This is a genomic window from Streptomyces sp. NPDC051243 (assembly GCF_044455405.1).
In the GTDB taxonomy this organism is placed as follows: Bacteria; Actinomycetota; Actinomycetes; order Streptomycetales; family Streptomycetaceae; genus Streptomyces.
The window spans coordinates 167,335-190,696 of the sequence record NZ_JBITES010000020.1; the positions used below are offsets into that span (position 1 = coordinate 167,335).

Sequence of the window (23,362 nt, forward strand, 5' to 3'; positions counted from 1 at the left end):
CCGTCGTACGCCTCTCCCGAAGGTCACGCCGTCGGCAGCCAGTCCACCTTCCCGGCCAGCAGCGCGTATCCCACGAACGCCCCTATGTCGAGCAGGGAGTGCGCCACCACCAGCGGACCCACCCGGCCCCAGCGCCGGTACAGGTACACGAACACCACGCCCATCGCCATGTTGCCCAGGAAGCCGCCGATGCCCTGGTAGAGGTGGTACGAGCCGCGCAGTACGGAACTGGCCACCAGCGCGGTGCCGGGCGTCCAGCCCAACTGGCTCAGGCGGCGCAGCAGATAGCCGACGACGATGACCTCTTCGAGGATCGCGTTCTGCATCGCCGAAAGGATCAGCACCGGGTACTTCCACCACACGTCTGGCAGCGCCTCGGGCACCACGGTGAGGTTGAAGCCGAGCCCACGGGCCAACAGGTAGAAGGCGATTCCGGTGCTGCCGATCACCGCCGCGATCGCCGCCCCACGACCGAGGTCGGGCCCGGGGCGGGTGCGGTCGAAGCCGAGCGTGCGCAGGCTCTCTCCCTCGCGCAGCAGGAAGTGCGCGACGAGCGCGACGGGCACCAGTGCGGTCGTGATCCCGAAGAGCTGCCAGGCGAGGTCCAGCCACGGACGGCCCGGGGCGGCCGAGGCGTTGAGGGTGGCCGCCTGGTCCTTGAGACCACCGGGTTTGGTGACCGATCCGATGAAACTGATCAGGGCGGACACTCCGCTCGCACCGAGCGAGAGCCCCAGGACGAGCAGCGTCTCGTCGCGGAAGATCCGTCGCGAGGGCCGCTCAGGCGGATAGGAATCGGCCACGGGGCCTGCCGCGCCCTGCACACGTGCCTCCAGTTGGGTGCCTCGTACGGGGCGCCGGCCCCTTGCCTGCAGTACGGCCGGATCCCGGCACAGGGTTCAGCAGGGCAACCGGGAGGGTCACCACCGTCATGGGACGTCACAGCTTGCCCGATCAGTATGGGGCGGGCATCGGCGACCCCCCTCGAACGGCCCTCACCCCAACGGCACCGGCGCCGGCGACCCCACCGGCCACAGGTGCACCGGCTCGCCGTGATGCATCAGCTCCCGGTACCGCCGCGTCGTCGCCGCCAGTGCCGCCTCCCGGGTCATCCCGGTCTCCAGCGCCCGGTGGAAGGTGGCCGCCTGCCAGGACGCGCCGTTCATACGCCGTCGGCAGCGCTCCTCGATGACGCCCAGGTAGAGGTCCCGGTCGGCCGGCTCGACTCCCCACGCGTCCAGGCCGGCCTCGGCCAGCGGCAGCAGTTCGTCGCGGACGAGGCTCACCGCGTCGACCTCGGTCGTCCCGCCGTAACGCCCCCGCCGGGGCCAGCGCAGCCGCGCGTCGATGCCGTGCCTGCAGGCCTCGTCGAAGTTGGCGGCCGCCGCCTCGAAGGGCAGCCGGGTCCACACGGGCCGCGACTCCTCGGCGAGGGCGCGGACGACGCCGTAGTAGAAGGCCGTGTTGGCGATGACGTCGGTGACGGTGGGCCCGGCGGGCAGCACGCGGTTCTCCACGCGCAGATGGGGCACGCCGTCGGCGATGCCGTAGACCGGGCGGTTCCAGCGGTAGACGGTGCCGTTGTGCAGGACGAGCTCGGCGAGCGTCGGTGTGCCGCCGGCGTCGAGGACCTCGAGCGGGTCCTCGTCGTCGCAGATCGGCAGCAGGGCCGGGAAGTAGCGCAGGTTCTCCTCGAAGAGTTCGTACGCCGAGGTGACCCACCGCTCTCCGAACCAGGTGCGCGGCCGCACGCCCTGGGCCTGGAGCTCGGGCGGGCGGGTGTCGGTGGACTGCTGGAACAGCGGCGGGCGGGACTCGCGCCACAGCTCGCGGCCGAAGAGGAAGGGCGAGTTGGCGCCCACGGCGACCTGGGCGGCGGCGATCGCCTGGGCCGCGTTCCACACGTCGGCGAAGCGGGCCGGGGTGACCTGGAGGTGCAGTTGCACGGAGGTGCAGGCGGCCTCCGGGGCGATGGACTTCGATGTGCAGGTCAGGCGCTCCACGCCGTCGATGTCGAGCGTGAAGTCCTCGCCGCGGGCGGCCACGATCTGGTCGTTGAGGAGGGTGTAGCGGTCGACGGCGGAGAGGTTCGAGGAGACCAGGTCGTCCCGGTCCAGGGTCGGCAGAATGCCGATCATCACGATTCCCGCGTCGAGCTCACCGGCTTTTCTGTCGGCATATGCCAGGGAGGTACGGAGTTCCTCGGCGAGCCGGTCGAATACCCTCCCCTGCAATCGATGTGGAGCTATGTTGACTTCCAGATTGAACATGGCGAGTTCTGTTTGGAAATCACGGCTCGCGATCCGCTCAAGGACCTGCGCATTCAGCATTTTCGGCATGCCGTCGGCGCCGGTGAGGTTCAATTCGATCTCCAGCCCCATGAGGTTCTTGGGGCGGTCGAACCGCTTCTCCTCCAGCAGCCGCTCCAGGCCCGTCAGACACTGCCGCAGCTTCTCGCGGTAGCGCTGGCGATCGGACAGATCGAACCGACCTGCCACGACCTTCTCCCCCATCGAAGCGTCCCTCCTCGGATGGGCGGGCCCAGGGCGGGCCCTGGATCCTGCCGCCGGTGTCCCGGGTCAGGTGGGATGATGCCCAGCCGAAGCGATCGATAACGTCCCGCGCGGGTCCCGCGGCCGCTAGGCTGTCGGGCGTGACCGGCGGCACATTCACGAGGCATGCGGCACCGTGCAGTTTCGGACCTCCCGCGAACTCGTGAAAAACGCCGACGAGAATTGGCCGATCGCATGCGGCACATTTTTCGAGGTCATCGCCGTATGACCGGCCGGGAATCGGGATGATTCCCGCATATCCGCGACCGAATGGACCCTTGCCGGGTGCACCGAAAGCGGTTAGACGAAACACCGTGCGAACACTTGTCGTCTAAACTCCGCAATCAAGGCAGAGGGTTGGCGCCCGCGGTCCCCGGGCCTGCCGTCAGGTGACGTACGGCAGGTCTCACCCACCCCCTCGCGCTCCCTGACCCCGGCCCCCGCCTCTCTGACCTCCGTGAGCAGACAGCGCCGTCCGCCCCCGCCCTGCCCCGCCCTCGCGCCACCGTGCCTGTCGAATGAGAGGCGACCCACCATGCCGCTGCATGTTCCCCCGGCCCCCGCGCCCGCCCTTCGCTCCGTCCTCACCGCACTCGGCTCGCCCACCGCGGTCCGCGAGGCCCGAACGCCTTCCCTGCGCGCGGCCCAGGGACCCGCGACACCCGAACTCCCGCTGCCCGTGCACGTCGTGGACGAGATCACCCCGGAGGGTGTGGCCGCGACCCGGCTGGCCGGCTGGCGCTTCCTGATCCGCTGCGGCGATCGCGCGGTGGCCGCGGCCGAGACCCGCCTGACCCCTGACGGCTGGACCTTCTCGCACTTCTTCGAGGGCCCGTACATCGCCTCCACGGAGCGTGCGCTGCGGCAGGCCGAGACGATCCAGCAGCCCGTCCAGCCGCGCCTGCTGTCGTTCCCCAGCCTGTACATGCTCACCCTCTGGCTGCACGGCGACTGCGCCGCGGACGGCGCCACCGGCCACCCCGACGCCACCGACATCCTCGTCCCGCTGGCCCCCGCGCCGCCCGGAATCGCGTCCCACGTGCCGCACCGGGTCGCCGATCTGCTCCCGGTGCTCACCCACCGGGCGACCCCGGCCCCCCTGCCCCCGTTGCCCCCGCTGCTCGGCTCACCCGCCTGACCGCCCGCCGCCGAACAGACGCGTACCCCGCCGCTCTCTTCCGGGCCGCGGGGTACGCGGCTGTTCGGCGGCGGGATTAGGCTCGTATCGGACAACAGGAAATCGCACAGCGAGAAACGCGCACGCATGAACGGTGAATAACTCGTACGAGCGAGAATGCGCTCGAATGAGCCCGACAAGCCCCCGGTCCACCCGGACTAGCCCCATCCGACCACGGCGAACCATCCGAAGTGACCGTGGAGTTGGGATGAACCGTCGGCGTGCGGGATGCGTCATCAACCTGTGAGAAAGCGGTGCTGCGAAATCCCTGCGGATTGACGCCCGTGGGGCAACACTGGGTTCCGACCGACCTATCAACGGGGGGCGGCAATGAACAAGGCTTCACGCCGCGAAACAGACACGACAGCCATCTCACACATCACGACAGAGCGAAAGATCCCTTCCATGTGCCAGCACCAGCCACCGTGCCCTTCAGCCAGCTCCGCCGACCGGGAGTCCGCCCGTCTCCTGGCGCACCACCCGGAGCAGGGATGGAGCCTGCTGTGCAACGGTGTTCTGCTCTTCGAGGACACCGGTGAGCTCCTGCCGGACGGCCAGATCATCGCCCCGCACCGTCCGCTGGGCAGCGGCAAGGTGGTGACCGCCGCGTAACGCCTGCCGGCGGATCACGCCGGTCAGGCCCCACACCACCGGGCGGCGCGACGAACGCCCGGCGTTCCTCCAGGGGCCGGTCGCAGACGACTGCGAGCCGGCCCCCACGTGCGTTCAGGGCCGCTCACTCAGCGTGACGCCCTGGTCGCCCTTCCGGGCCTACCGAAGTGCCTCCCGTATCGCGAAGTACGCCGGCTTCGGCCGCAGCTCCTCGTCCCACGGCAGTGCCGCGCCCTCGCCCGGGAAGAACGCCGGGATCCAGGAGTACTTGTCCGTGTAGTCCCAGAGCGTGATCCCCACACACCGGCGCACCGCCAGGCACGCCTCGGTCATGTCCCGGTACCAGTCGGCCTGCTGGGCCAGCTTCTCCTCGGTCGCGGGCAGCAGCATCCGTACGTCGACCTCGGTGAGCGCCGTGTCGAGGCCGAGCCGGGCGAAGCGGCGCAGGTTGTCCTCGAGGCTGGCCGGATAGCCGTACTGGAGCGCCAGATGGGCCTGGAGGCCGAAGCCGTGCAGCGGGACGCCCTGGGCCTTCAGCTCCTTGGCCAGTTTGTAGTAGGCGTCGCTCTTCGGGCCGATCGCCTCGACGTTGTAGTCGTTGAGGTAGAGCTTGGCCTTGGGATCGGCCTGGTGGGCCCAGCGCAGGGCGTCGGCGATGTAGCCGGGGCCGAGGGTCTTGTAGAAGATCGTCTCGCGGTAGGTGCCGTCCTCGTTGAACGCCTCGTTGACCACGTCCCAGGCGTAGATCTTGCCGCGGTAGTGCCGTACCTCGGTCTGGATGTGCTTCTTCAGCACGGCCCTCAGCTCGCTCGCCGTCCACTCACGGCTCGTGAGCCAGTCGGGCAGTTGACTGTGCCAGACCAGGGTGTGGCCGCGGACGCGCTGGTGGTTGGCACGGGCGAGGTTCACGATCTCGTCGCCCTGGGAGAAGTCGAAGACGCCCTGCTCGGGTTCGGTGGCGTACCACTTCATGCCGTTGCCGGGAGTGATCATGTCGAACTCGCTGCCCAGAACGGCCTTGTAGGGCTCGTCGGTGAGTTCGGGGTTGTCGGTGGCGCTGCCGTAGTAGCGGCCGTGGCGCTGGGCGAGGTCGGCGAGGGTGGGCTCCTTGTCGTGGGCCTGGGTGGCCGGGGCGGTGACTGCGACCAGGACGGCCGCGAGGACGCCGGCGAGTCTGAGACGGTTCCTGTGCATGGTGCGACTCCTCACGTGACGAGTGGTGGTGGGTGAGTCGTACGTCCGCCTGCGCGCGCGTCATCCCTTGGTGGCGCCGGCGGTGAGGCCGCCGACGAGCTGGCGCTCGGCGACCGAGTAGAAGGCGAGGGCGGGGATCATGGCCAGCACCAGGTAGGCGAAGACGCGGGCGTAGTCCGCCGAGTACTGCCCCTGGTACTGCTGGACGCCGATGGGCAGCGTCCACCAGGTGGAGTCGGTGAACACCAGCAGCGGCAGGAAGAAGTTGTTCCAGCTGGTGACGACCGCGAGGACGGAGACCGTGCCGAGCGCGGGCCGCGCCATGGGCAGCAGAACCCGCCAGAAGAACCCGAGGGGACCGCATCCGTCGAGCGTGGCGGCCTCCTCCAACTCGCCCGGGATCTGCCGGAAGAACCCGCGCAGGATGATGATCGTCATCGGCAGCCCGAAGGCGGCCTGCGGAAGGATCACGCCCAGCGGATTGTCGAGCAGGCCCATGGAGCGCAGCAGCAGGAACAGCGGCAGTGCGGCCACCGCGAAGGGGAACATCAGCCCCATCGTGAACAGGGTGAACAGCAGCTCCCGCCCGCGGAAGGCGAACCGGGCGAACGAGAACGCGGAGAGCGCGGAGACCGCGACGACGATGACGGTCGTGGCCACGGCGATCAGCGTGCTGTTGCCGAGCAGCCGCCAGAAGTCGCCGGAGCCGAGGATGCCGGTGTAGTTGCCGGTCACCCAGGGGTCGGGCGGTCCGACGGGGTTGCGGGAGAGCTGGTCGGTGGACTTGAAGCCGGACAGGAGGGCGTACAGCAGCGGTACGGCCATCACCGCGCCCACGGCCACGAGGATCACGTGCAGGGGCAGGCTTCGCAGGGTCTTGCGGCTCATGCGCCGTCCCCCCTCATCGTGGTGGTGGCCCCTTCGAGGTCACGGCGGAGCACGAACCGCTGGTAGGCGAGGGCGAAGACGAGGCTGATGCCGAACATGACCACGCTGATCGCGCTGGCGTAGCCGACCTGGTACCGCTTGAAGCCGTACTGGAACATGGTCACGGCCATCGTCTCGGAGTGGTGGTCGGGGCCGCCCTGGGTGACCACCCACACGAGGTCGAACAGCTGGATCGCCCCGATGACCGACAGGAAGACGCTGATCCGCAGCGTGGGCGCGAGCAGCGGCAGGGTGACGCTGCGGAAGCGCTGCCAGGGGCCGGCGCCGTCGATCAGCGCCGCCTCGGTCAACTCCCTCGGGATGGACTGGAGTCCGGCCAGGTAGAGCATCATGTGGAAGCCGAAGTACTTCCACGTCATGACCAGGAACAGGGTGGCCATGACCATGGACGGGTCGGCGAACCACTCACCGCCGAGCCCGTCGAGGCCGATCCCGCCGAGGATCCGGTCGGCGAGTCCGTCGTCGGGGGCGAAGATCATGCTGAACAGCACGCCCGTGATGGCCTCGGACAGCACGTACGGCGCGAAGAACAGCATCCGGTACACGGCCCGGCCGCGGATCCGCTGGTTGAGCGCGACGGCCAGGGCGAGCGCGAACGGCAGCTGGAGCGCGAGGGACAGGGCGACCAGGACCAAGCAGCGCCACAGGTCACCCAGGAAGACGGGGTCGTCGAAGAGGCGGGTGAAATTGTCGGCGCCGATGTAGTCGGACGGCATCCCGAAGCCGCCCCAGCGGAAGAAGGCGGCGTACAGCGCGAACAGGATCGGCAGCAGCACCAGCACGATGAACAGCACCAGCGCGGGCACCTGGAAGCCGACCGCGGTGAGCCAGTGCAGCACGCGCCGCCGGGCCCGCCCCCGGCCCGTGCCTTTGGACGGGGGCGGGACGTCGACGCCGGGGCCGGGCCGTTTCTCGGCGGACGGCAGGAACGTGGAGGTCATCGCCGGCTACTGCTCTTCCTTCGCGGCCTGCGTGATCGACTCCGCGACCTGCTGCGGGGACTTGGACCCGGCGATGAGCGCGCCGACGCTGTCGTTGACCTCCTGGCCGACGGCGGGCGCGTACGCCTGGTCGAGATAGAGCTGGAATCCGGTGGCGGCCTTCAACTGGGCCTGTACGGCCTTGATGTTGGGGTCGGCGATGGCGCTCTCGGCCGCCGGGACCACCGGCAGGACACCGGTCTTCTTGACCAGCTCCACGTCCGTGGCCTCGGAGGCGAAGAACTTCAGGAAGTCGACGGCGGCCTGCGGCGCGCCGCTGCGCAGGGCATGCCCGCCGCCCCCGCCGAACACCTCGGTGATCGTGCCCTTGCCGCCCTCGACCGCGGGGAACGGGAAGAAGCCGAGATCGTCGCCGAGGCCCTTGCCGGAGTCGGCCTGGACGACCGGCGCCCACTGGCCCATCAGCTCCATCGCCGCCTTGCCGTTGCCGACGGCCGCGGCCTGGCCGGTGGGGGTGGAGTAGGCGGCGCCGAGGAAGCCCTTCTGGAAGGGCTGGAGGTCGACGAGTTCCTGGAGGTGCTGTCCGGCCTGGACGAAGGCGTCGCCGGTGAAGTCCTTGTCGTCGTAGGCCTTCTGCAGGGCGGAGGCGCCCGCGGTGCGCATGGCGAGGTAGGCCCAGTAGTACATGCCGGGCCACTTCTCCTTGCCGGCGAGGGCGAGCGGCGTGGTGCCCTTCGCCTTCAACGCGCGCACGGCGTCGAGGAAGCCGGCCCAGGTGGTGGGGGGTTCACTGATGCCCGCGTCCTTGAAGAGCGCCTTGTTGTACCAGAAGCCGATCATGCCCATGTCGAACGGGATGCCGTACACCTTCTCGTCGAGGATGTACGGCTCCTTCGTGACCGGCAGCAGCGTGTCGGCGAAATCTTTCGTCCGGTCGGTGAGGTCCTCGACGAGCCCGGCGTCGACCTGCTGCTTGAGGACGCCGCCGCCCCAGGTGTGGAAGATGTCGGGGAGCTTCCCGGAGGCGGTCAGCGCCGTCATCTTCGATTTGTAGGCGTCGTTCTCCAACTGGACGATCTTTATCTTCACCTTGGGGTTCTGGGCCTCGAACTTCTTGGCGAGCGCCGCCCAGACGCTCTTCGCGGGCTCCGTGGTGGAGATGTTCCACCACTCGACGGTGGTCGTGCCGTCCGACGACCCTCCGCCCGAGTCGCCGCCGCAACCGCTCAGTGCCGTCATGCCCACACCGGCTGCGGCGGAGGCCGCCAGGAAGCCGCGGCGGGACAGTCCCGGGTCGCCCATCATGCGCTCCTTGGGTACGGGACGGCCCGTCCTTGACCGTCCGCTGGACCGAAAGTTTCGGAATAGATCCAGAAAGCTGCGTTGCTGCCGCACCCTAGAGACAGCTGCCAAACGGTGGCAACCCCTTGTACGTGGTGAATGTGCCGCCAACTGTCACGGCACGGGCGCTTCTTGTGGGACGTACGGCCCATCGGCGCTCAGATGGGAGAGGACGGGGTTGGCGGGAGCCGGTCCGTAAGGACCGCGCGGGGAGCGGGCACCGGCGACGGAGACACCGCGGCGAGGACCTGAGCGCCTTCCGCGAGCGTCAGGAAACCAGAGTTCGCCGACGCAGAAGGGGTAGTGATCGCCGCAGACCCGGCACACACTGGGTCCGGGTGGAAGCCGCCGACGACGGAGGTGCCGTACGTCCCGCAGGTGCCGTCAGCCCTCCGCGAGGGATGGACGAAACATTCGGCCCTCACGGCGAACATTACGGAGCGGACTGTAAGGGAGTGTACGGGAAGCAACAAGACTTCAGGAGGACTCGGGTCACAGCCCCACGTCGCGGCTGCGGATGTCGTCCAGGGTCTCGCGGCGGATCAGGAGCCGGGCCCGGCCGTCGGCCACGGCGACCACCGGCGGGCGGCCGACCAGGTTGTAGCCGGAGGCCATGGACAGGTGGTAGGCGCCGGCGACCGGTACGGCGAGGAGGTCTCCGGGGCGGATGTCCTCGGGGAGTTCCACGTCGGCGGCCACGATGTCGCCCGCCTCGCAGTGGCGGCCCACCACGGTCACCGGTGCCGGGGCGGCGGTGCTGTGCCGGCCCACCAGGCGTGGCGCGTAGCGCACCCCGTACAGCGCGGGCCGGGGGTTGTCGCTCATGCCCCCGTCGACGGCGACGTAGGTGTGCGCGCCGGTGCGCTTGACGGCGAGGACGTGGTACAGGGCGATCCCCGCCGGCCCGGCGATCGCCCGCCCGGGTTCGATGACGAGCCGGGGAACGGTGAGCCCCGCCGCTCCGCACGCCTCGGCCAGTTCCGCACGCACCTTGCGGGCCAGCGTGGTGAGGTCCAGGGCGGGTTCGCCCGGGCGGTAGGCGATGCCGTGGCCGCCGCCGAGGTCGAGCTCGGGCAGGGCCAGGCCGTGCTGTTCGGACAGCCGGGCCATGAGGCCGACGACGCGTCGTACGGCGGCCAGGTAGGGCTTGACACTGGTGATCTGCGATCCCAAGTGGCAGTGCAGACCGGTCAGTTCGAGCTGGGGCTGGTCCAGTGTCCGGGCGATGGCGTACTGCGCGTAGCCGTCGGAGATGGACAGGCCGAACTTCTGGTCCTCGGTGCCGGTGCGGATCTTCTCGTGGCCGCCGGCGCGGATGCCGGGCACGACGCGGACCATCACCTTCTGGTGACCGCCGGGCCCGACCGCCGCGGCCAGCCGCGCGATCTCCGAAGGGCTGTCGATGACGACACGGCCGACCCCGAGGCGCAGCGCGGTGTCCAGATCGCGCGGGGATTTGGCGTTGCCGTGCAGCACGATCCGCTCCGGCGGGAAACCGGTGGTGACCGCGAGTTCGAGCTCACCGGCCGAGCAGACGTCCAGGCCCAGGCCCTCCTCGGCCACCCAGCGGACCATCGCGCGGCACAGGAACGCCTTGGCCGCGTACAGGACGTCGGCGTCGGGGAAGACGTGCCGGTAGGTGCGGCAGCGCTCGCGGATCTCGGCCTCGTCGATGACGTAGACGGGCGTGCCGAAACGGTCGGCGGCCTCGGCGAGCGGTACGCCGCCGACGGTGATGTCGCCCTCGCGGGGCTCGACTGCGGAGGCCGGCCACACCGAGCGCGTGTCGGCCGGGGCGGTCGCCGAGGGTTCGAACGGTGGTCATCGTCTGGTACCCCCTCAGCCGATCCACATGGCGAGTACGGAGATGAGCGCCGCCGTGCCCGTCACGCGCAGCGCCCCGACGGCATGGGAGTCCGGGGCGCCCCGGCGGAGCCGGGGACCGGAGTGCTGGTTGGCGGGCTCCGCGCCGGACGCGGAGGGCATGGTCGGGGCCGGGGCGGGTGCGCAGAACTGGGGGTCCACCGTGACGGTGGTGACGCCGAGCGGTGCGGTCAGGGAGCGCAGGGCGGGCTCGGCGAGGCGGATCCAGGGCTGGTCGGGGCCGAGGGTCGCGGTCAGGTTCCGCCGCGAGGTGAACCCCACGGCCGTGCGCTCACCGATCGGGGAACGGAAGAGGCGGGCCGCGCAGGCGGCGTGTCCCGGCCGGACCGGAACGTACAGCGGGCCGGCCGGGAACCGTTCGGAGGGCTCCGGGTCTTCGTCGGACAGGATGTCTGCCATGGGATGCCTCCGGGAGGAGCCGAAGTGGGTCGGGGAAGTCGCGGATGTGCTCGGCGAGTTGCCTGATCGCCCCGGACGCGGGGAGGCGGACCGGGGCTCGCCACTGACGCTATGCCCGACGCCCCCGGGCCTGGCACGCCCATGACGTGATGCTGACGGCGACTGCCCGGACACTGACGGGATGCTGACGTGGGGCCCTTGGGAACGGCACCACCGGCCGCCGCGCGCGCCCCGGCCGCGCGAGCCGCTACGACACCGCCGCGGTCGGCACCTCCGGCTCCCCCGGCCGTCGCCCCTGCGCCATCCGCAGGCTCAGCACCATGGTCAGCCCTCCGCCGGGCGTGTCCTCCGCGTTGACCGTGCCGCCCATCGCCTCGGCGAAGCCGCGGGCGACCGCGAGGCCGAGGCCGACTCCCGCGCCCCACCGAGGTAGATCCGACGCTTGCCGCGTGCCATGTTCACCCTTCGAAGCGGTAACCCATGCCGGGTTCGGTGATGAGATAGCGGGGGTGTGAGGGGTCGGCTTCCAGTTTTCGGCGCAGCTGGGCCATGTAGACCCGCAGGTAGTTGGTCTTGCCGCTGCGGGACATGCCCCAGACCTCCTGCAGGAGGTGCTTCTGAGTGACGAGGCGTCCGGGGTTGGTCACCAGGATCTCCAGCAGGTGCCATTCGGTCGGGGTGAGGCGTACGTCGCCGCCACCCCGTACGACCTTCTTGGCCAGCAGGTCGATGGTGAACTCGGCCGTCTCCACCCGGCTCGTCCGGGGACGAGCGGAGCCTCCTCGGTACGGCGGACGGCGGCCCTCAGCCGGGCCATCAGCTCGTCCATGCTGAACGGCTTGGTGACGTAGTCGTCGGCTCCGGCGTCGAGTGCGGCCACCTTCTCGGCGGAGGCCTGGCGGGCCGACAGCACCAGGATCGGCATACGGGACCAGCCGCGCAGGGCCCTGATGACGTCGACCCCGTCCATGTCGGGCAGTCCGAGGTCGAGCATCACCACGTCCGGCTGACGCGCAGCCGCCAGCCGGAGGGCCGTGGCGCCGTCGGGCGCCGCGTCCACTCCGTACCGGCGAGCCCGCATGTTGATCACTTATCTGGACACTTTCATGTCCTGTGGGGGCGATATCCCTCGTCCGAGTGTCACTCGATCAGGCGGGGTCCGGTCAGTGCTCGTGCTCTGCGAGCTCGGCCTCAGCCGTGCTCAGGGAGTTGAAGACCTCAGTAATGGGCCATGGGGCCTGATCAGGTTGCCCGGTCCAGGTGAGATGGACGACTGCCCAGCTGGTCGGCGTCTCGTCGATGCGAGCGAATACGTGGTCACAACCCTCGCAGCGGGCGATCACGTTCGCGGGACGCCCTTCCAGAACATGCCCGGGTCCGAGCTCTGCTCGAAGCTCTGTCGTGAGCCGGGACTCTTGCTCTGGAGTGGCCCGTATCCACGGGTCAGCAAGCAACTCTGGGCGCCAGCTGACGCCCCGGTCCGCACCTGCAGTGCGGAAGGCTTGATCTGCGAACGAACACAGCTTGTCGATCCGCTCCTTCTCGTCCGCAGGGTTGTGCCCGTCCCGGGCCCATTGCTCCCAAAGTCCATTGGCCTGCGTGAATTGGGTGGCGTGGTTGGTGCGAAGACGCTCGTCGATGTGCTGGAGGGCGCCAAGCGCCCAGTGCTGGTCGTATCGGCAGTCTGGTCGCCGGAGGTATCGGTCCAGGTAGGCGACGAGGAGCTCGGCGTCCTTTGCCGTGCCGAGGCGAGCCAGCGCGAAGCAGTAGCCCTGGCCAGCGTAGGTGAGCTCGCTGGCCAGCAGCAGCTCTCCAAGTCGTCCGCGGAACTTCTCCCGGCGGCTCAGTCCGATCAGCCAGGCCGCGGTGATCCGGGATCGCCACTCACTGTCGAGCAGGACTCCGAGTTCGTGGTCGGTGATCTGCTCGGCGTCTTCCGCCAGCGAGCGGAGGAAGTCCGCCCGTTCTGCCGCCTCCAGCGTCACGAAGTTTCCGTGGAGGAGCTTCAGGTATCGCTTGATTTCTCCCTCGCCAGGGATCACGTAGCGGCGGACGGCGTCCATCAATTCGGGGTCGCTGGCGTTGGGATAGCGCATGACCGCATTCTCGCTGGGGCGTCGTCGCTGGTCCACGTGTTTGCGTTCTCAGTGGTCTTCGTCCGCCGTGGCGTCATGGGGCTCGCCCAGATCGTCCAGAAGGCTTCGAAGCCGGTCAGCGGTGCGCTGATGACGTTCGACCTCGCGCTCCCAGCCACGGGCTTCGGCGTCGGTGACCAACTGCCGTTCGACGCAAAGACGTTCACGCAGTCGTGGCGCGTACTGCGGTGTGGTGATGAACTTCGCGCAACTCAGGTAGAGCTCACACTCGCAGGGACCTTCCTGCGGCAGGTGCAGGCAGCGGCCCAGCTCCAGTTCGGTCTTGTAGAAGTTGGTCTTGAGCCAGTCCAGGGCGTCCTGGTCGAGTCGGCCGGCGCGCAGGGTGTCGGCGAGGGGGCCGGCGATGATGGCGCCGGGTTGCAGGACGGCCTGGTAGTCGGCCAGGACGGTGGGGTCCGAGATGTGCGTGTAGGTCATCGACATGCCCGGGCTCTTGTGTCCGAGGACCTTCATGATGGTCTGTATGCGGGCGCCCTTCTCGGCGAGCTGGGTGCCCAGGGTGTGCCGGAAACGGTGCGGGTGGATCGCCGGTTTCCCTTCCCCGTTGAAGATCGCCAGCTGCTGGCAGATCTCGCCGAGTGGGTTGGCGAACAGGTAGTCGGGGTGGGCGAGTCCGCCGTTGCGCAGGAACAGGTAGCGCACCGGCCGTCCCAGGTCGGGATCGTGGATGCCCCTATCGGGCTGGGGCTCGCGCAGGGCGACGAGAGCGCGAATGGCCTCGGCCGCCTCCTCATGCAGGGGGACGGTGCGCTCCTTGAGGGCCTTGCCGGCCGCCAGCCGCAGGCGCGGGGTGCCGTCCGGGCAGGCGTCCAGGCAGTCGAGGTGGAGCTTGCGGATCTCGGTGCGGCGGGCGCCGCTCCAGCGCGCGACGAGCAACGCGCACCGCTGCAGCGGGCATTGAAGCGCCCGCACCTGCTCCATCACGGGTTCGAGCTGATGCTCTGGGATGAAGCGCGGGACCTTCTCGATGCGGCGCGGCATGTCCGCGTGTGTGATCAGCGGGCGGGCCGGGACGTCGTCCCACTCGGCGAGGGCGGCATGGCGGAAGAACACGGCGACGGTCGAGATGATGCCCGCGCGGTAGGCAGGGCTCAGCGGCTCGTCAGGATGCTTGATCTTCCGCAGACGGTTGACCGACTCCATGAAGGCGACCAGGTCGGCGCGGTGCAGCTGGTCCAGGCTGTCGATGTGAGGACGCTCGGTGTCCAGCCAGAGTCCGAAGCGCCGCAGTCCGCCACGGGTACTGCTGATGGACTCGGGCCGCAGGACCAGGGCGCGTTCGGTCAGGAAGCGTTCCATGACGGCGTTGATGCGCGGCTTGCCGCTCAGCGAGGGCGGCGGGACGGCCTCCAGCCGGGGTGGTCGGGTGTCGATGATGCCTGCGTGGAACAGTGCCATGCCGGCTCGGAAGGCGCTGGTTCCCCAGGCCCTCTTGATGTTGGACAGGCGCTCTGGGGCGATGACCTGGTCCATGCCGGGGATCTGGTCGAGGTTACGAATGGCCCGGCGCATTTCCTCCACGTCGTCGGCGGTGATCGCGCCGAGGTCTGGGGCGCCGCGGTGCAGGACGAGCCGGATCAGGGCCCAGGGCAGGCGGAAGCTCTCCTCCCGGCGGGCGTGCCCCAGGGAGATCAAGCACTCTCGCATCTCGTCGACCTGATGGCGCAGCGGCAGCCCCAACTGGTCGGCGATGAGGAACGGTTTGAGCACGCCGACACCCAGCAGCCATCCCCAGTCCAGACACAGCCTTCCGGTCAGCGCCAGGTAGATCAGGTAGTGGCGGGCGTTGAAGTTGATCCATCCGGCGGTCGGATCGAAGCCGTCCGCGGGGCCGCTCCGCTGGCTCTGTTCTTCTCCGGTGCGCCAGCCCAGGCGTTGCCGCAGCGGCAGGGCGAACCAGGCGGTCAGCTCGGGGTAGCTGCGCACGAAGCGCCGGTGGTAGGCGGCGTGCTTGCGGCGCCACTCGGCGCTGACATCCAGCCGGGTGATGAAGGCCGTGTACTCCGGCATGGGGCAGTGGTACCGAGCCTGAGGATCGGGGGCCGGCGATGAAGCCCTCAGTGACGGGTGCTGGCTCACGGCGTCTGCTCCCCGATCGCCTGGCGGTAGTCCTTGATGACGTCCGGGTCGCTGACGCGGGTGTAGACCTTCATCGAGTCCGGAGTCGCATGGCCCAGCCGGGTCATCAAGGTCAGCTCCCGCATCCCGCCTTCGAACATCCGCGTGGCATGGGTGTGCCGCAGGCTGTGGGGCGTCAGCCATGCGTCGCGGACTCCCGCCCGCGTGGCGGCCCGGGCGAACATCCGCACCATCCCGTCGTAACTCAATGGCTCCGCGCGGCGTTGGCCCCGGCCGCCGATCAGGAAGACCCAGGCACTGTCGGTGTCGGTGGGCCGCTCGCGCAGCACGTAGTCGTTCAGCGCGGGCAGAGCGCGGTCCTCCAGCAGGTCGACGACGCGGTCTCGGCGCGACTTCTGCTGCACTCCGCGCGGATGGTCGTCCCGCTTGCGGACGGTGATCCGGCGCCGGCCGTAGGAGATGTCCTCCAGCCGCAGCCCGAGCACCTCTCCGGGCCGCAGTCCCCCTTCCCACATCACCTCCAGCAGAGCCCGGTCACGGCGGGTGCGCAGGGCGGCGAGGAGAGCGGCGTAGACCTCGGCGGTCATGGGTCGTGGCATCGCCTCGACCGTCTTCACCCGCAACACTCGGCGCACCGGGCGCTGTTGAGCCGCCTTGGCCAGCGGCGGCCGGTACCGCCCCGGAACCCGGGCTGCCGCCTGGTCGACCACCTTGACGATCGGGTTGTCCCGGCCCGCGTACTGCTCGCTGGCGATCAGGAACTCGTAGAACGAGGACACCGCCGCCATGATCCGGTTACAGGTCTTCGCCGAGAGCACCCTGCCCGTACCGGCCGCCAGCCCCAGTTCCAGACGCTGGGCCCGGCGCGACGAGGAGACCAGCCGCAGCCACTGCAGAAACTCCATGGCCCGCGACGGCGTGAACTCCGAAGCCGTAAGCCCTATTTCGGTGAGGAACAGGAACAGCTTCTGCAGGTCATGCGCGTACGCACGCACCGTGTTGGGCGAGTACGCGCGGACCGCGAGCAACCGCAGGAACTCGTTGACCTCGTTCACCGGCTCGCCGGACACATCGACCAGACGCACCTGCGGCTGGCCGGGCGTCGGAACCACCTTGATGACACGCACGGCCGGAACCCTATGCACAGCCAGTGGCACACACAGTCACCAGGAAGAGTGGACTGTCCAGATAACACCGTGAGTGCTCTGACGAGTTGTGGGTCGTCTTCCACGACCAGCACCCGGGTCATCGGTCAGTCGCCCTCGGTAAGTTCCTTCAGCGCGACGTTGAGTTCGAGGACGTTCACCCGCGGCTCGCCGATGAAGCCGAGGGTTCGGCCCTCGGTGTGCTCGTCCACCAGCTTCCGCACCTGGGAGACCGTCAGGTCGTTGCGCTCGGCGACGCGGTGGACCTGGATCGCCGCGTACTGCGGTGAGATGTCCGGGTCCAGGCCGGAGCCGGAGGAGGTGACCGCGTCGGCGGGGACCTGGGACGGCTTGACCGTGTAGCCGGGCACGGAGTTCTCCCTGACAACCTTCGCCTGCGCCTCCTTCACCCACTTGATCAGTTCCGGGTTGTCGCCGGAACGGTTGGTGGCGCCGGACAGGATCAGCTTGTACTGCGTGTTGACCGAGTTCTCACCCAGGCCGTTGGCCGGCCGGGGCTGGAAGTAGTCCAGGCCGTAGCCCTGCTGACCGATCAGGGACGAGCCGACGACCTTGCCGTCCGTCCTGATCTCGGAGCCGTTCGCCTTGTCGTGGAACAGCCTCTGCGCGATGCCGGTGACGACCAGCGGGTAGATGACACCGGTCACCAGGGTCAGCACGAGGAGGGCGCGCAGGCCGGCGCCGAGCAACCGGGCGGTGTTCGTGACGGAGTTGTTCATGTGATCAGCACGCCTCTGAGTGGTTACAGCCCGGGGATGAGGGAGATGAGCAGGTCGATGAGCTTGATGCCGATGAAGGGCGCGATCAGTCCGCCGAGGCCGTAGACGGTGAGGTTGCGGCGCAGCATCTTGTCGGCGCTGACCGGCCGGTACCGCACGCCCTTCAGCGACAGCGGCACCAGCGCGATGATGATCAGCGCGTTGAAGACGACCGCGGACAGGATCGCGGAGTCCGGCGAGGACAGGCCCATGATGTTGAGCTTGTCCAGGCCCGGGTAGACGGCCGCGAACATCGCCGGGATGATCGCGAAGTACTTCGCGACGTCGTTGGCGATGGAGAACGTCGTCAACGCGCCCCGGGTGATGAGGAGTTGCTTGCCGATCTCGACGATCTCGATCAGCTTGGTCGGGTTCGAGTCGAGGTCGACCATGTTGCCGGCCTCCTTGGCGGCCGACGTACCGGTGTTCATCGCCACGCCGACGTCGGCCTGCGCGAGTGCGGGCGCGTCGTTCGTACCGTCACCGGTCATCGCGACCAGCTTGCCGCCGGCCTGCTCCCGCTTGATCAGCGCCATCTTGTCCTCGGGAGTCGCCTCCGCGAGGAAGTCGTCGACGCCCGCCTCCTCGGCGATCGCCTTGGCGGTCAGCGGGTTGTCGCCTGTGATCATGACGGTCTTGATGCCCATGCGGCGCAGTTCCTCGAACCGCTCCCGCATGCCCTCCTTGACGACGTCCTTGAGGTGGATGACACCCAGGACGCGCGTACCCCGGTCGTCCTCGACGGCGACCAGCAGCGGGGTGCCGCCGGCCTCGGAGATGCGGTTGGCGAGGGTGTCCGCGTCGTCGGCGACCGTGCCGCCCCGCTTCTGCACCCAGGCCATGACCGAACCGGCGGCGCCCTTGCGGACCTTGCGTGCGACGCCGTCCTCGGTGAGGTCGACGCCGGACATCCGGGTCTGGGCGGTGAACGCGATCCACTCGGCACCGACCAGCTCGCCCTGGTGCCGCTCGCGCAGCCCGTACTTCTCCTTCGCCAGGACGACGATCGAGCGGCCCTCGGGCGTCTCGTCCGCCAGCGACGACAGTTGGGCGGCGTCCGCGACCTCGGCCTCCGTCGTGCCGCTCACCGGCACGAACTCGGCCGCCTGACGGTTGCCGAGCGTGATGGTGCCGGTCTTGTCGAGCAGCAGCGTGGAGACGTCACCGGCGGCCTCAACTGCCCTGCCCGACATGGCGAGTACGTTGCGCTGGACCAGGCGGTCCATGCCCGCGATGCCGATCGCGGAGAGCAGTGCGCCGATCGTGGTCGGGATCAGACAGACCAGCAGGGCGACCAGCACGACCATCGTCAGCTGCGTGCCCGCGTAGTCCGCGAACGGCGGCAGGGTCGCCACCGCCAGCAGGAAGACGATCGTCAGCGAGGCCAGCAGGATGTTCAGCGCGATCTCGTTCGGCGTCTTCTGCCGGGCCGCGCCCTCGACCAGGTTGATCATCCGGTCGATGAAGGTCTCACCCGGCTTCGTCGTGATCTTGATGACGATCCGGTCGGACAGCACCTTCGTACCGCCGGTCACGGCGCTTCGGTCGCCTCCGGACTCACGGATCACCGGCGCCGACTCACCGGTGATCGCCGACTCGTCGACCGAAGCCACGCCCTCGACGACGTCACCGTCACCCGGGATGACATCACCGGCCTCGCAGACGACGAGGTCGCCGATCCTCAACTCGGTGCCGGGGACCCGCTTTTCCGAGCCGTCGGTGAGCAGCCGGCGGGCTACCGTGTCGGTCTTGGCCTTGCGCAGGGTGTCGGCCTGCGCCTTGCCGCGGCCCTCGGCGACCGCCTCCGCCAGGTTGGCGAAGACCACGGTCAGCCACAGCCAGGCGCTGATCACCCAGCCGAACCAGTCGCCCGGGTCCTTGAACGAGAAGACCGTGGTCAGCACCGACCCGATCCACACCACGAACATCACGGGTGACGTGACCAGCACCCGCGGGTCGAGCTTGCGGAAGGCATCCGGCAGCGACTTGACCAGCTGCTTCGGGTCGAAGAGGCCCGCACCGACACGGCCCTCGGCGGGCTTGTGCCCGGTGGGTAGGTCGCTGTGCGGCGCCCGGGTGGGAGTGGCTGTGGACATGGAGTCCTCGTGATTCGTTACGTCGGTGGTCATGACGCCAGCCCCTCGGCCGGCGGCCCCAACGCGAGGGCCGGGAAGTACGTCAGGCCGGTGATGATCAGGATCGCGCCCACCAGCAGGCCGGTGAACAGCGGCTTTTCGGTGCGCAGGGTCCCCGCGGTGGCCGGGACCGGCGTCTGCTCGGCGAGCGAGCCCGCGAGCGCCAGCACGAACACCATCGGCAGGAAGCGGCCGAGCAGCATGCACAGGCCCAGGGTGGTGTTGAACCACTGCGTGTCCGCGTTCAGGCCGGCGAAGGCGGAGCCGTTGTTGTTGGAGGCGGACGTGTAGGCGTAGAGGATCTCGGAGAATCCGTGCGCCCCGCTGTTGGTCATGGAGTTCGCCGGGGTGGGCAGCGCCATCGCGAAGGCGGTGAAGATCAGCACCAGCGCCGGGGTGACCAGGATGTAGCAGGCCGCCAGCTTGATCTCACGGGTGCCGATCTTCTTGCCCAGGTACTCGGGCGTGCGGCCGACCATCAGACCGGCGATGAACACCGCGATGATCGCCATGATCAGCATGCCGTACAGGCCGGAGCCGACACCGCCGGGCGCGATCTCGCCCAGCATCATGCCGAGCATGGTGATGCCGCCGCCGAGGCCGGTGAAGGAGGAGTGGAAGGAGTCCACCGCACCGGTCGAGGTGAGTGTGGTCGACGTCGCGAAGATCGACGAGGCGCCCACGCCGAAGCGGACCTCCTTGCCCTCGTACGCCCCGCCGGCGATGTCGAACGCCGGGCCGTGATGGGCGAATTCGGTCCACATCATCAGCGCGGTGAAGCCCAGCCAGATGGTGCCCATCGTGGCGAGGATCGCGTAGCCCTGCCTGACCGAGCCGACCATGAGGCCGAAGGTGCGGGTCAGCGAGAAGGGGATGACGAGGATCAGGAAGATCTCGAAGAGGTTCGAGAACGGGGTCGGGTTCTCGAAGGGGTGGGCACTGTTGGCGTTGAAGTAGCCGCCGCCGTTGGTGTCGATCTCCTTGATGGCCTCCTGCGAGGCGACAGCGCCACCGTTCCACTGCTGCGACCCGCCCATGAACTGACCGACCTCGTGGATGCCGGAGAAGTTCTGCACGGCACCGCACGCGACGAGCACGACCGCGGCCACAGCCGCAAGAGGCACCAGGATGCGTACGACACCACGCACCAGGTCGGCCCAGAAGTTCCCGAGTTCACCCGTGCGCGAGCGCGCGAACCCGCGCACGAGCGCCACCGCGACGGCGACACCCACGGCCGCGGAGACGAAGTTCTGCACGGCAAGACCGGCGGTCTGCACGACGTGGCCCATGGCCTGCTCGCCCTAGTACGACTGCCAGTTGGTGTTCGTCACGAAGGACACGGCGGTGTTGAACGCCTGGTCCGGATCGATCGAGGCGAAGCCCAACGAGCCCGGCAGCACGCCCTGGAGCCGCTGCAGCAGGTAGAGGAAGAGGACACCGACGGCGGAGAAGGCGAGGACGCCGCGCAGATACGCGGGCCAGCGCATCTCGGTGTCAGGGTTGGCACCGATGCCCTTGTAGATCCACTTCTCGACGCGCCAGTGCCGGTCGGAGGAGTAGACCTTGGCCATGTAGGTGCCGAGGGGGCGGTGGGCGAGCGCCAGGGCTGCGATCAGAGCGAGCAGCTGGAGCACGCCTGCGAGGACGGGACCCATACCTTGTCTCAGAACCTCTCCGGGAAGATCAGGGCGAGGACGAGATAGCCCAGCAGGGAGACGGCCACGACGAGGCCGACGATGTTCTCGGCGGTCACAGCTTCGTCACCCCCTTGGCGACGAACGCCACGAGCGCGAAGGCCGCGATCGTGGTGACGACGAAGGCCAGATCGGCCATCGTGAGCTCCTGGATGTGAGGTTCGGTCGGACAGGGACGGTTGGAGGAAACCGCCTGGATGGCTGGATTCGCCCGTCATTGACGGGTCCCTTACGGCGGTCGACACGCCATTGACGGGACTCTTGCGGGGTCTGGCCGGGGATTCGAAGGCGCGCTCCACAGCGGGACGTCCTCGGCTCCGAAGCCACGCTCCGCTTCGGGGACGTCCTCGGCTCCGAAGCCACGCTCCGCTTCGGGGACGTCCTCAGCTCCGAAGCCACGCTCAGAACAGCCGGAAGCGCAGCCGGCAGATCACCGCGTCCGTCTCCCGCCGTACGGCGTGCGCGACGACGGCACCCCGCTGGTTCTGCAGCAGCCGCTGCCAGAGCCGCTCCGGTTCGGTCTCCGGGATCAGGACGGTGACCCGGGTGGCCGGCTCCGCGGCCATGACGTCACGGACGTACGCGGCGATGGGGCGGCCCAGTGAACGGCGCTCGCTGGTCAGCCGGACCAGAGGCACGCCGGGGTCCCACTCGGCCCAGGAGCGCTCGAGGGCGTGCAGCGCGGCCCGGTCCTCGGGGTCGGGGTGGCAGACGGTGACCGCTCGGACCTCGTCGCCGAGGGAGGCGGCTGCGGTGAGGGCCTCCGAGGTGAGCCGGGAGAGCGAGGAGACGGGCACGATCACGACCGAGCGGTCGCGGTGCGGGTGCTCAGGGATACGGCCGAGACCGAGGCGGTCGCCGATGCGGGCGTAGGCGCGGTGCACGGTCTCGAAGGCCACGACCAGCAGGGGCAGGGCGATCACGATCAGCCAGGCGCCCTCCTCGAACTTGGTCGCGGTGACGACGACGGCCGAGACCCCGGTCAGCAACGCGCCGAAGCCGTTGAGCAGCGCCTTGCCCCGCCACCCCGGACCGTGGTTCCCCCGGCCACCCGCCCGCTGTTTCTCCGGCCCACCCACCCGGCGCTCGATGCGCCAGTGCCGGACCATGCCGACCTGCGCGATCGTGAAGCCGACGAAGACGCCGATGGCGAAGAGCGGCACGAGGGTGTTGGTGTCGCCGCCCGAGAAGACGATCAGCGCGGTGGAGACGGCCGCCAGCGCCAGCACGCCGTGCCGGTGCACCTGCCGGTCGGTCTTCAGAGCGAACACGTGCGGCAGGTAGTTGTCACGGGCGAGCAGCTTCAGCAGCACCGGCAGGCCGCCGAACGACGTGTTCGCGGACAGGGCCAGCAGGATCATCGTCGCGAACTGGATGACGTAGAAAGCCCAGTTGTGGCCGAAGGAGGCGTCCGCGAGCTGCGCGAGGACGGTGACGCCGTCGACCGGCTGGAGATGGAAGCGGGAGATCAGCACCGACAGACCGATCAGCATCACGCCTAGAACGGCACCGAGGGCGACTTCCGCGCGCTGGGCGCGCCTGACGCGCGGGACGCGGAAGGAGGGGACCGCGTTGGCGATGGCCTCGACGCCGGTGAGGGCGGAGCACCCGGAGGCGAAGGCCTTCAGCAGGAGCAGGGCGCCGACGGTGGTGGCGTTGCCGGAGAGGACGGAGGCGTGCCCCGCGGCGGCTTCGGTGCTCACCGGCGCGGACCTGAGCAGCCCGACGGCTATCAGCACGAGGATGGAGCCGACGAACACGGCGGTCGGTGCGATGAAGACCTTCGCCGACTCGACGATTCCGCGCAGATTGATTGCCGTGATCAGCGCTAGCACGGCCAGGCACAGCCACAGCCGGTCGTCGTAGAGCACGGGGAAGGCGGAGGTCAGGGCGGCCGCACCGGCCGTGACGGCGACGGCCACGTTGAGGACGTAGTCCAGGACGAGCGAGGCCGCCGCGACGAGGCTGGTGCGCCTGCCCAGGTGCGTCCTGGCCACGGCGTAGGAGCCGCCGCCGTCGGGGAAGGCCGCGATGACCTGCCGGTACGAGGCGACCAGCACCGCGAGCAGGGTGGCGATGGCGAGCGTGACCGGGAGTGTGAAGCCGAGGCCGTGTGCGCCGGCCGCGGCCAGCACCAGGACGATCGCCTCGGGCCCGTAGGCCACCGACGCCATGGCGTCCAGGGACAGGGCGGCGAGGCCCGTGACGGCGGTGAGCCGGTGCCGTTCGCCGGTATCCGGCGGTTCCTCGTCGGCGGGGGTCGCCCCGGGCTCGGTGGTCAGGACGGACATGGGATGCGGGCTCCTTCGTGCGGACTGGCGGTCAC

Annotated in this window: 17 protein-coding genes and 3 pseudogenes; 2 read left to right on the top strand and 18 right to left on the bottom strand. The window is 69.2% G+C overall.

Going from position 1 to position 23,362, the window contains the following annotated elements; genetic code table 11:
* Positions 1–23: 23 nt before the first annotated feature.
* Both ACIBAG_RS39430 and ACIBAG_RS39435 read right to left on the bottom strand, forming a co-directional pair.
* Positions 24–824 (bottom strand): CPBP family intramembrane glutamic endopeptidase, encoded by an 801-nt coding sequence (locus ACIBAG_RS39430; RefSeq protein ID WP_399112171.1) that lies wholly within the window; start codon positions 822–824, stop codon positions 24–26.
* A 171-nt stretch (positions 825–995) separates the two neighbouring features.
* Complete coding sequence (locus tag ACIBAG_RS39435) at positions 996–2,513, bottom strand: glutamate--cysteine ligase (RefSeq protein ID WP_399112173.1); 1,518 nt, start codon at positions 2,511–2,513, stop codon at positions 996–998.
* A 574-nt stretch (positions 2,514–3,087) separates the two neighbouring features.
* On the opposite strand from ACIBAG_RS39435, the gene ACIBAG_RS39440 reads away from it, so the two are divergent.
* Positions 3,088–3,690, top strand: a complete 603-nt coding sequence (locus ACIBAG_RS39440; RefSeq protein ID WP_399112174.1) for a hypothetical protein — start codon at positions 3,088–3,090, stop codon at positions 3,688–3,690.
* Positions 3,691–4,134: 444 nt separating this feature from the next.
* Positions 4,135–4,341, top strand: a complete 207-nt coding sequence (locus ACIBAG_RS39445; RefSeq protein WP_031486469.1) for a DUF5999 family protein — start codon at positions 4,135–4,137, stop codon at positions 4,339–4,341.
* Between the two features lie 159 nt (positions 4,342–4,500).
* Here ACIBAG_RS39445 and ACIBAG_RS39450 read toward each other — a convergent pair whose 3' ends face one another.
* The 16 genes and pseudogenes from ACIBAG_RS39450 to ACIBAG_RS39525 form a co-directional block, all read right to left on the bottom strand.
* Positions 4,501–5,535, bottom strand: coding sequence for an endo-1,4-beta-xylanase (locus ACIBAG_RS39450; protein WP_399112176.1), 1,035 nt, complete (start codon positions 5,533–5,535; stop codon positions 4,501–4,503).
* A 60-nt stretch (positions 5,536–5,595) separates the two neighbouring features.
* Positions 5,596–6,423 carry a carbohydrate ABC transporter permease gene (locus ACIBAG_RS39455; protein ID WP_399112178.1) on the bottom strand — a complete coding sequence of 276 codons (828 nt, stop codon included), beginning with the start codon at positions 6,421–6,423 and terminating at the stop codon, positions 5,596–5,598.
* Complete coding sequence (locus ACIBAG_RS39460; protein ID WP_399112180.1) at positions 6,420–7,424, bottom strand: carbohydrate ABC transporter permease; 1,005 nt, start codon at positions 7,422–7,424, stop codon at positions 6,420–6,422. Before ACIBAG_RS39460 ends, ACIBAG_RS39455 begins: the two co-directional genes overlap by 4 nt.
* Before the next feature lie 6 nt (positions 7,425–7,430).
* Positions 7,431–8,726: an extracellular solute-binding protein gene (locus ACIBAG_RS39465; RefSeq protein ID WP_399112233.1), complete on the bottom strand. Its 1,296-nt coding sequence runs from the start codon at positions 8,724–8,726 to the stop codon at positions 7,431–7,433.
* 531 nt (positions 8,727–9,257) lie between these two features.
* Entirely contained in the window at positions 9,258–10,541 is a 1,284-nt protein-coding gene (gene lysA, locus ACIBAG_RS39470; protein WP_399112182.1) for a diaminopimelate decarboxylase, read from the bottom strand.
* 63 nt (positions 10,542–10,604) lie between these two features.
* Entirely contained in the window at positions 10,605–11,048 is a 444-nt protein-coding gene (locus tag ACIBAG_RS39475; protein ID WP_399112183.1) for an SAV_915 family protein, read from the bottom strand.
* Positions 11,049–11,295: 247 nt separating this feature from the next.
* Positions 11,296–11,484, bottom strand: a pseudogene (locus tag ACIBAG_RS39480) (ATP-binding protein); the annotation flags it as partial.
* A 22-nt stretch (positions 11,485–11,506) separates the two neighbouring features.
* A pseudogene (locus ACIBAG_RS39485) lies at positions 11,507–12,129 on the bottom strand (winged helix-turn-helix domain-containing protein).
* An 82-nt stretch (positions 12,130–12,211) separates the two neighbouring features.
* Entirely contained in the window at positions 12,212–13,144 is a 933-nt protein-coding gene (locus ACIBAG_RS39490; protein ID WP_399112185.1) for a DUF6000 family protein, read from the bottom strand.
* A gap of 48 nt (positions 13,145–13,192) precedes the next feature.
* Positions 13,193–15,214, bottom strand: coding sequence for a tyrosine-type recombinase/integrase (locus ACIBAG_RS39495; protein ID WP_399112186.1), 2,022 nt, complete (start codon positions 15,212–15,214; stop codon positions 13,193–13,195).
* Between the two features lie 65 nt (positions 15,215–15,279).
* Positions 15,280–16,410 (bottom strand): tyrosine-type recombinase/integrase, encoded by a 1,131-nt coding sequence (locus tag ACIBAG_RS39500; protein WP_399112188.1) that lies wholly within the window; start codon positions 16,408–16,410, stop codon positions 15,280–15,282.
* 125 nt (positions 16,411–16,535) lie between these two features.
* Complete coding sequence (locus tag ACIBAG_RS39505) at positions 16,536–17,168, bottom strand: potassium-transporting ATPase subunit C (protein WP_399112189.1); 633 nt, start codon at positions 17,166–17,168, stop codon at positions 16,536–16,538.
* Between the two features lie 23 nt (positions 17,169–17,191).
* The gene (gene kdpB, locus ACIBAG_RS39510) at positions 17,192–19,336 is read right to left on the bottom strand and encodes a potassium-transporting ATPase subunit KdpB (protein ID WP_399112191.1); all 2,145 of its coding nucleotides are present in this window, start codon (positions 19,334–19,336) and stop codon (positions 17,192–17,194) included.
* Positions 19,333–20,997: pseudogene (kdpA, locus tag ACIBAG_RS39515) on the bottom strand (potassium-transporting ATPase subunit KdpA). The gene kdpB and the pseudogene kdpA overlap by 4 nt, the downstream one beginning before the upstream one ends.
* 8 nt (positions 20,998–21,005) lie before the next feature.
* On the bottom strand, positions 21,006–21,095 hold the full coding sequence (gene kdpF, locus ACIBAG_RS39520; RefSeq protein WP_037722934.1) for a K(+)-transporting ATPase subunit F: 90 nt from the start codon (positions 21,093–21,095) through the stop codon (positions 21,006–21,008).
* A gap of 342 nt (positions 21,096–21,437) precedes the next feature.
* Entirely contained in the window at positions 21,438–23,327 is a 1,890-nt protein-coding gene (locus ACIBAG_RS39525; protein WP_399112193.1) for an APC family permease, read from the bottom strand.
* Between the last annotated feature and the right edge of the window lie 35 nt (positions 23,328–23,362).

Excerpts from the sequence above, each read along its gene's own strand:
- ACIBAG_RS39435 (WP_399112173.1), bottom strand. The coding sequence starts at position 2,513 with ATGGGGGAGAAGGTCGTGGCAGGTCGGTTCGATCTGTCCGATCGCCAG.
- ACIBAG_RS39440 (WP_399112174.1), top strand. The coding sequence starts at position 3,088 with ATGCCGCTGCATGTTCCCCCGGCCCCCGCGCCCGCCCTTCGCTCCGTC.
- ACIBAG_RS39445 (WP_031486469.1), top strand. The coding sequence starts at position 4,135 with ATGTGCCAGCACCAGCCACCGTGCCCTTCAGCCAGCTCCGCCGACCGG.
- ACIBAG_RS39450 (WP_399112176.1), bottom strand. The coding sequence starts at position 5,535 with ATGCACAGGAACCGTCTCAGACTCGCCGGCGTCCTCGCGGCCGTCCTG.
- ACIBAG_RS39455 (WP_399112178.1), bottom strand. The coding sequence starts at position 6,423 with ATGAGCCGCAAGACCCTGCGAAGCCTGCCCCTGCACGTGATCCTCGTG.
- ACIBAG_RS39460 (WP_399112180.1), bottom strand. The coding sequence starts at position 7,424 with ATGACCTCCACGTTCCTGCCGTCCGCCGAGAAACGGCCCGGCCCCGGC.
- ACIBAG_RS39465 (WP_399112233.1), bottom strand. The coding sequence starts at position 8,726 with ATGGGCGACCCGGGACTGTCCCGCCGCGGCTTCCTGGCGGCCTCCGCC.
- ACIBAG_RS39475 (WP_399112183.1), bottom strand. The coding sequence starts at position 11,048 with ATGGCAGACATCCTGTCCGACGAAGACCCGGAGCCCTCCGAACGGTTC.
- ACIBAG_RS39490 (WP_399112185.1), bottom strand. The coding sequence starts at position 13,144 with ATGCGCTATCCCAACGCCAGCGACCCCGAATTGATGGACGCCGTCCGC.
- ACIBAG_RS39495 (WP_399112186.1), bottom strand. The coding sequence starts at position 15,214 with ATGCCGGAGTACACGGCCTTCATCACCCGGCTGGATGTCAGCGCCGAG.
- ACIBAG_RS39505 (WP_399112189.1), bottom strand. The coding sequence starts at position 17,168 with ATGAACAACTCCGTCACGAACACCGCCCGGTTGCTCGGCGCCGGCCTG.
- kdpB (WP_399112191.1), bottom strand. The coding sequence starts at position 19,336 with ATGACCACCGACGTAACGAATCACGAGGACTCCATGTCCACAGCCACT.
- ACIBAG_RS39525 (WP_399112193.1), bottom strand. The coding sequence starts at position 23,327 with ATGTCCGTCCTGACCACCGAGCCCGGGGCGACCCCCGCCGACGAGGAA.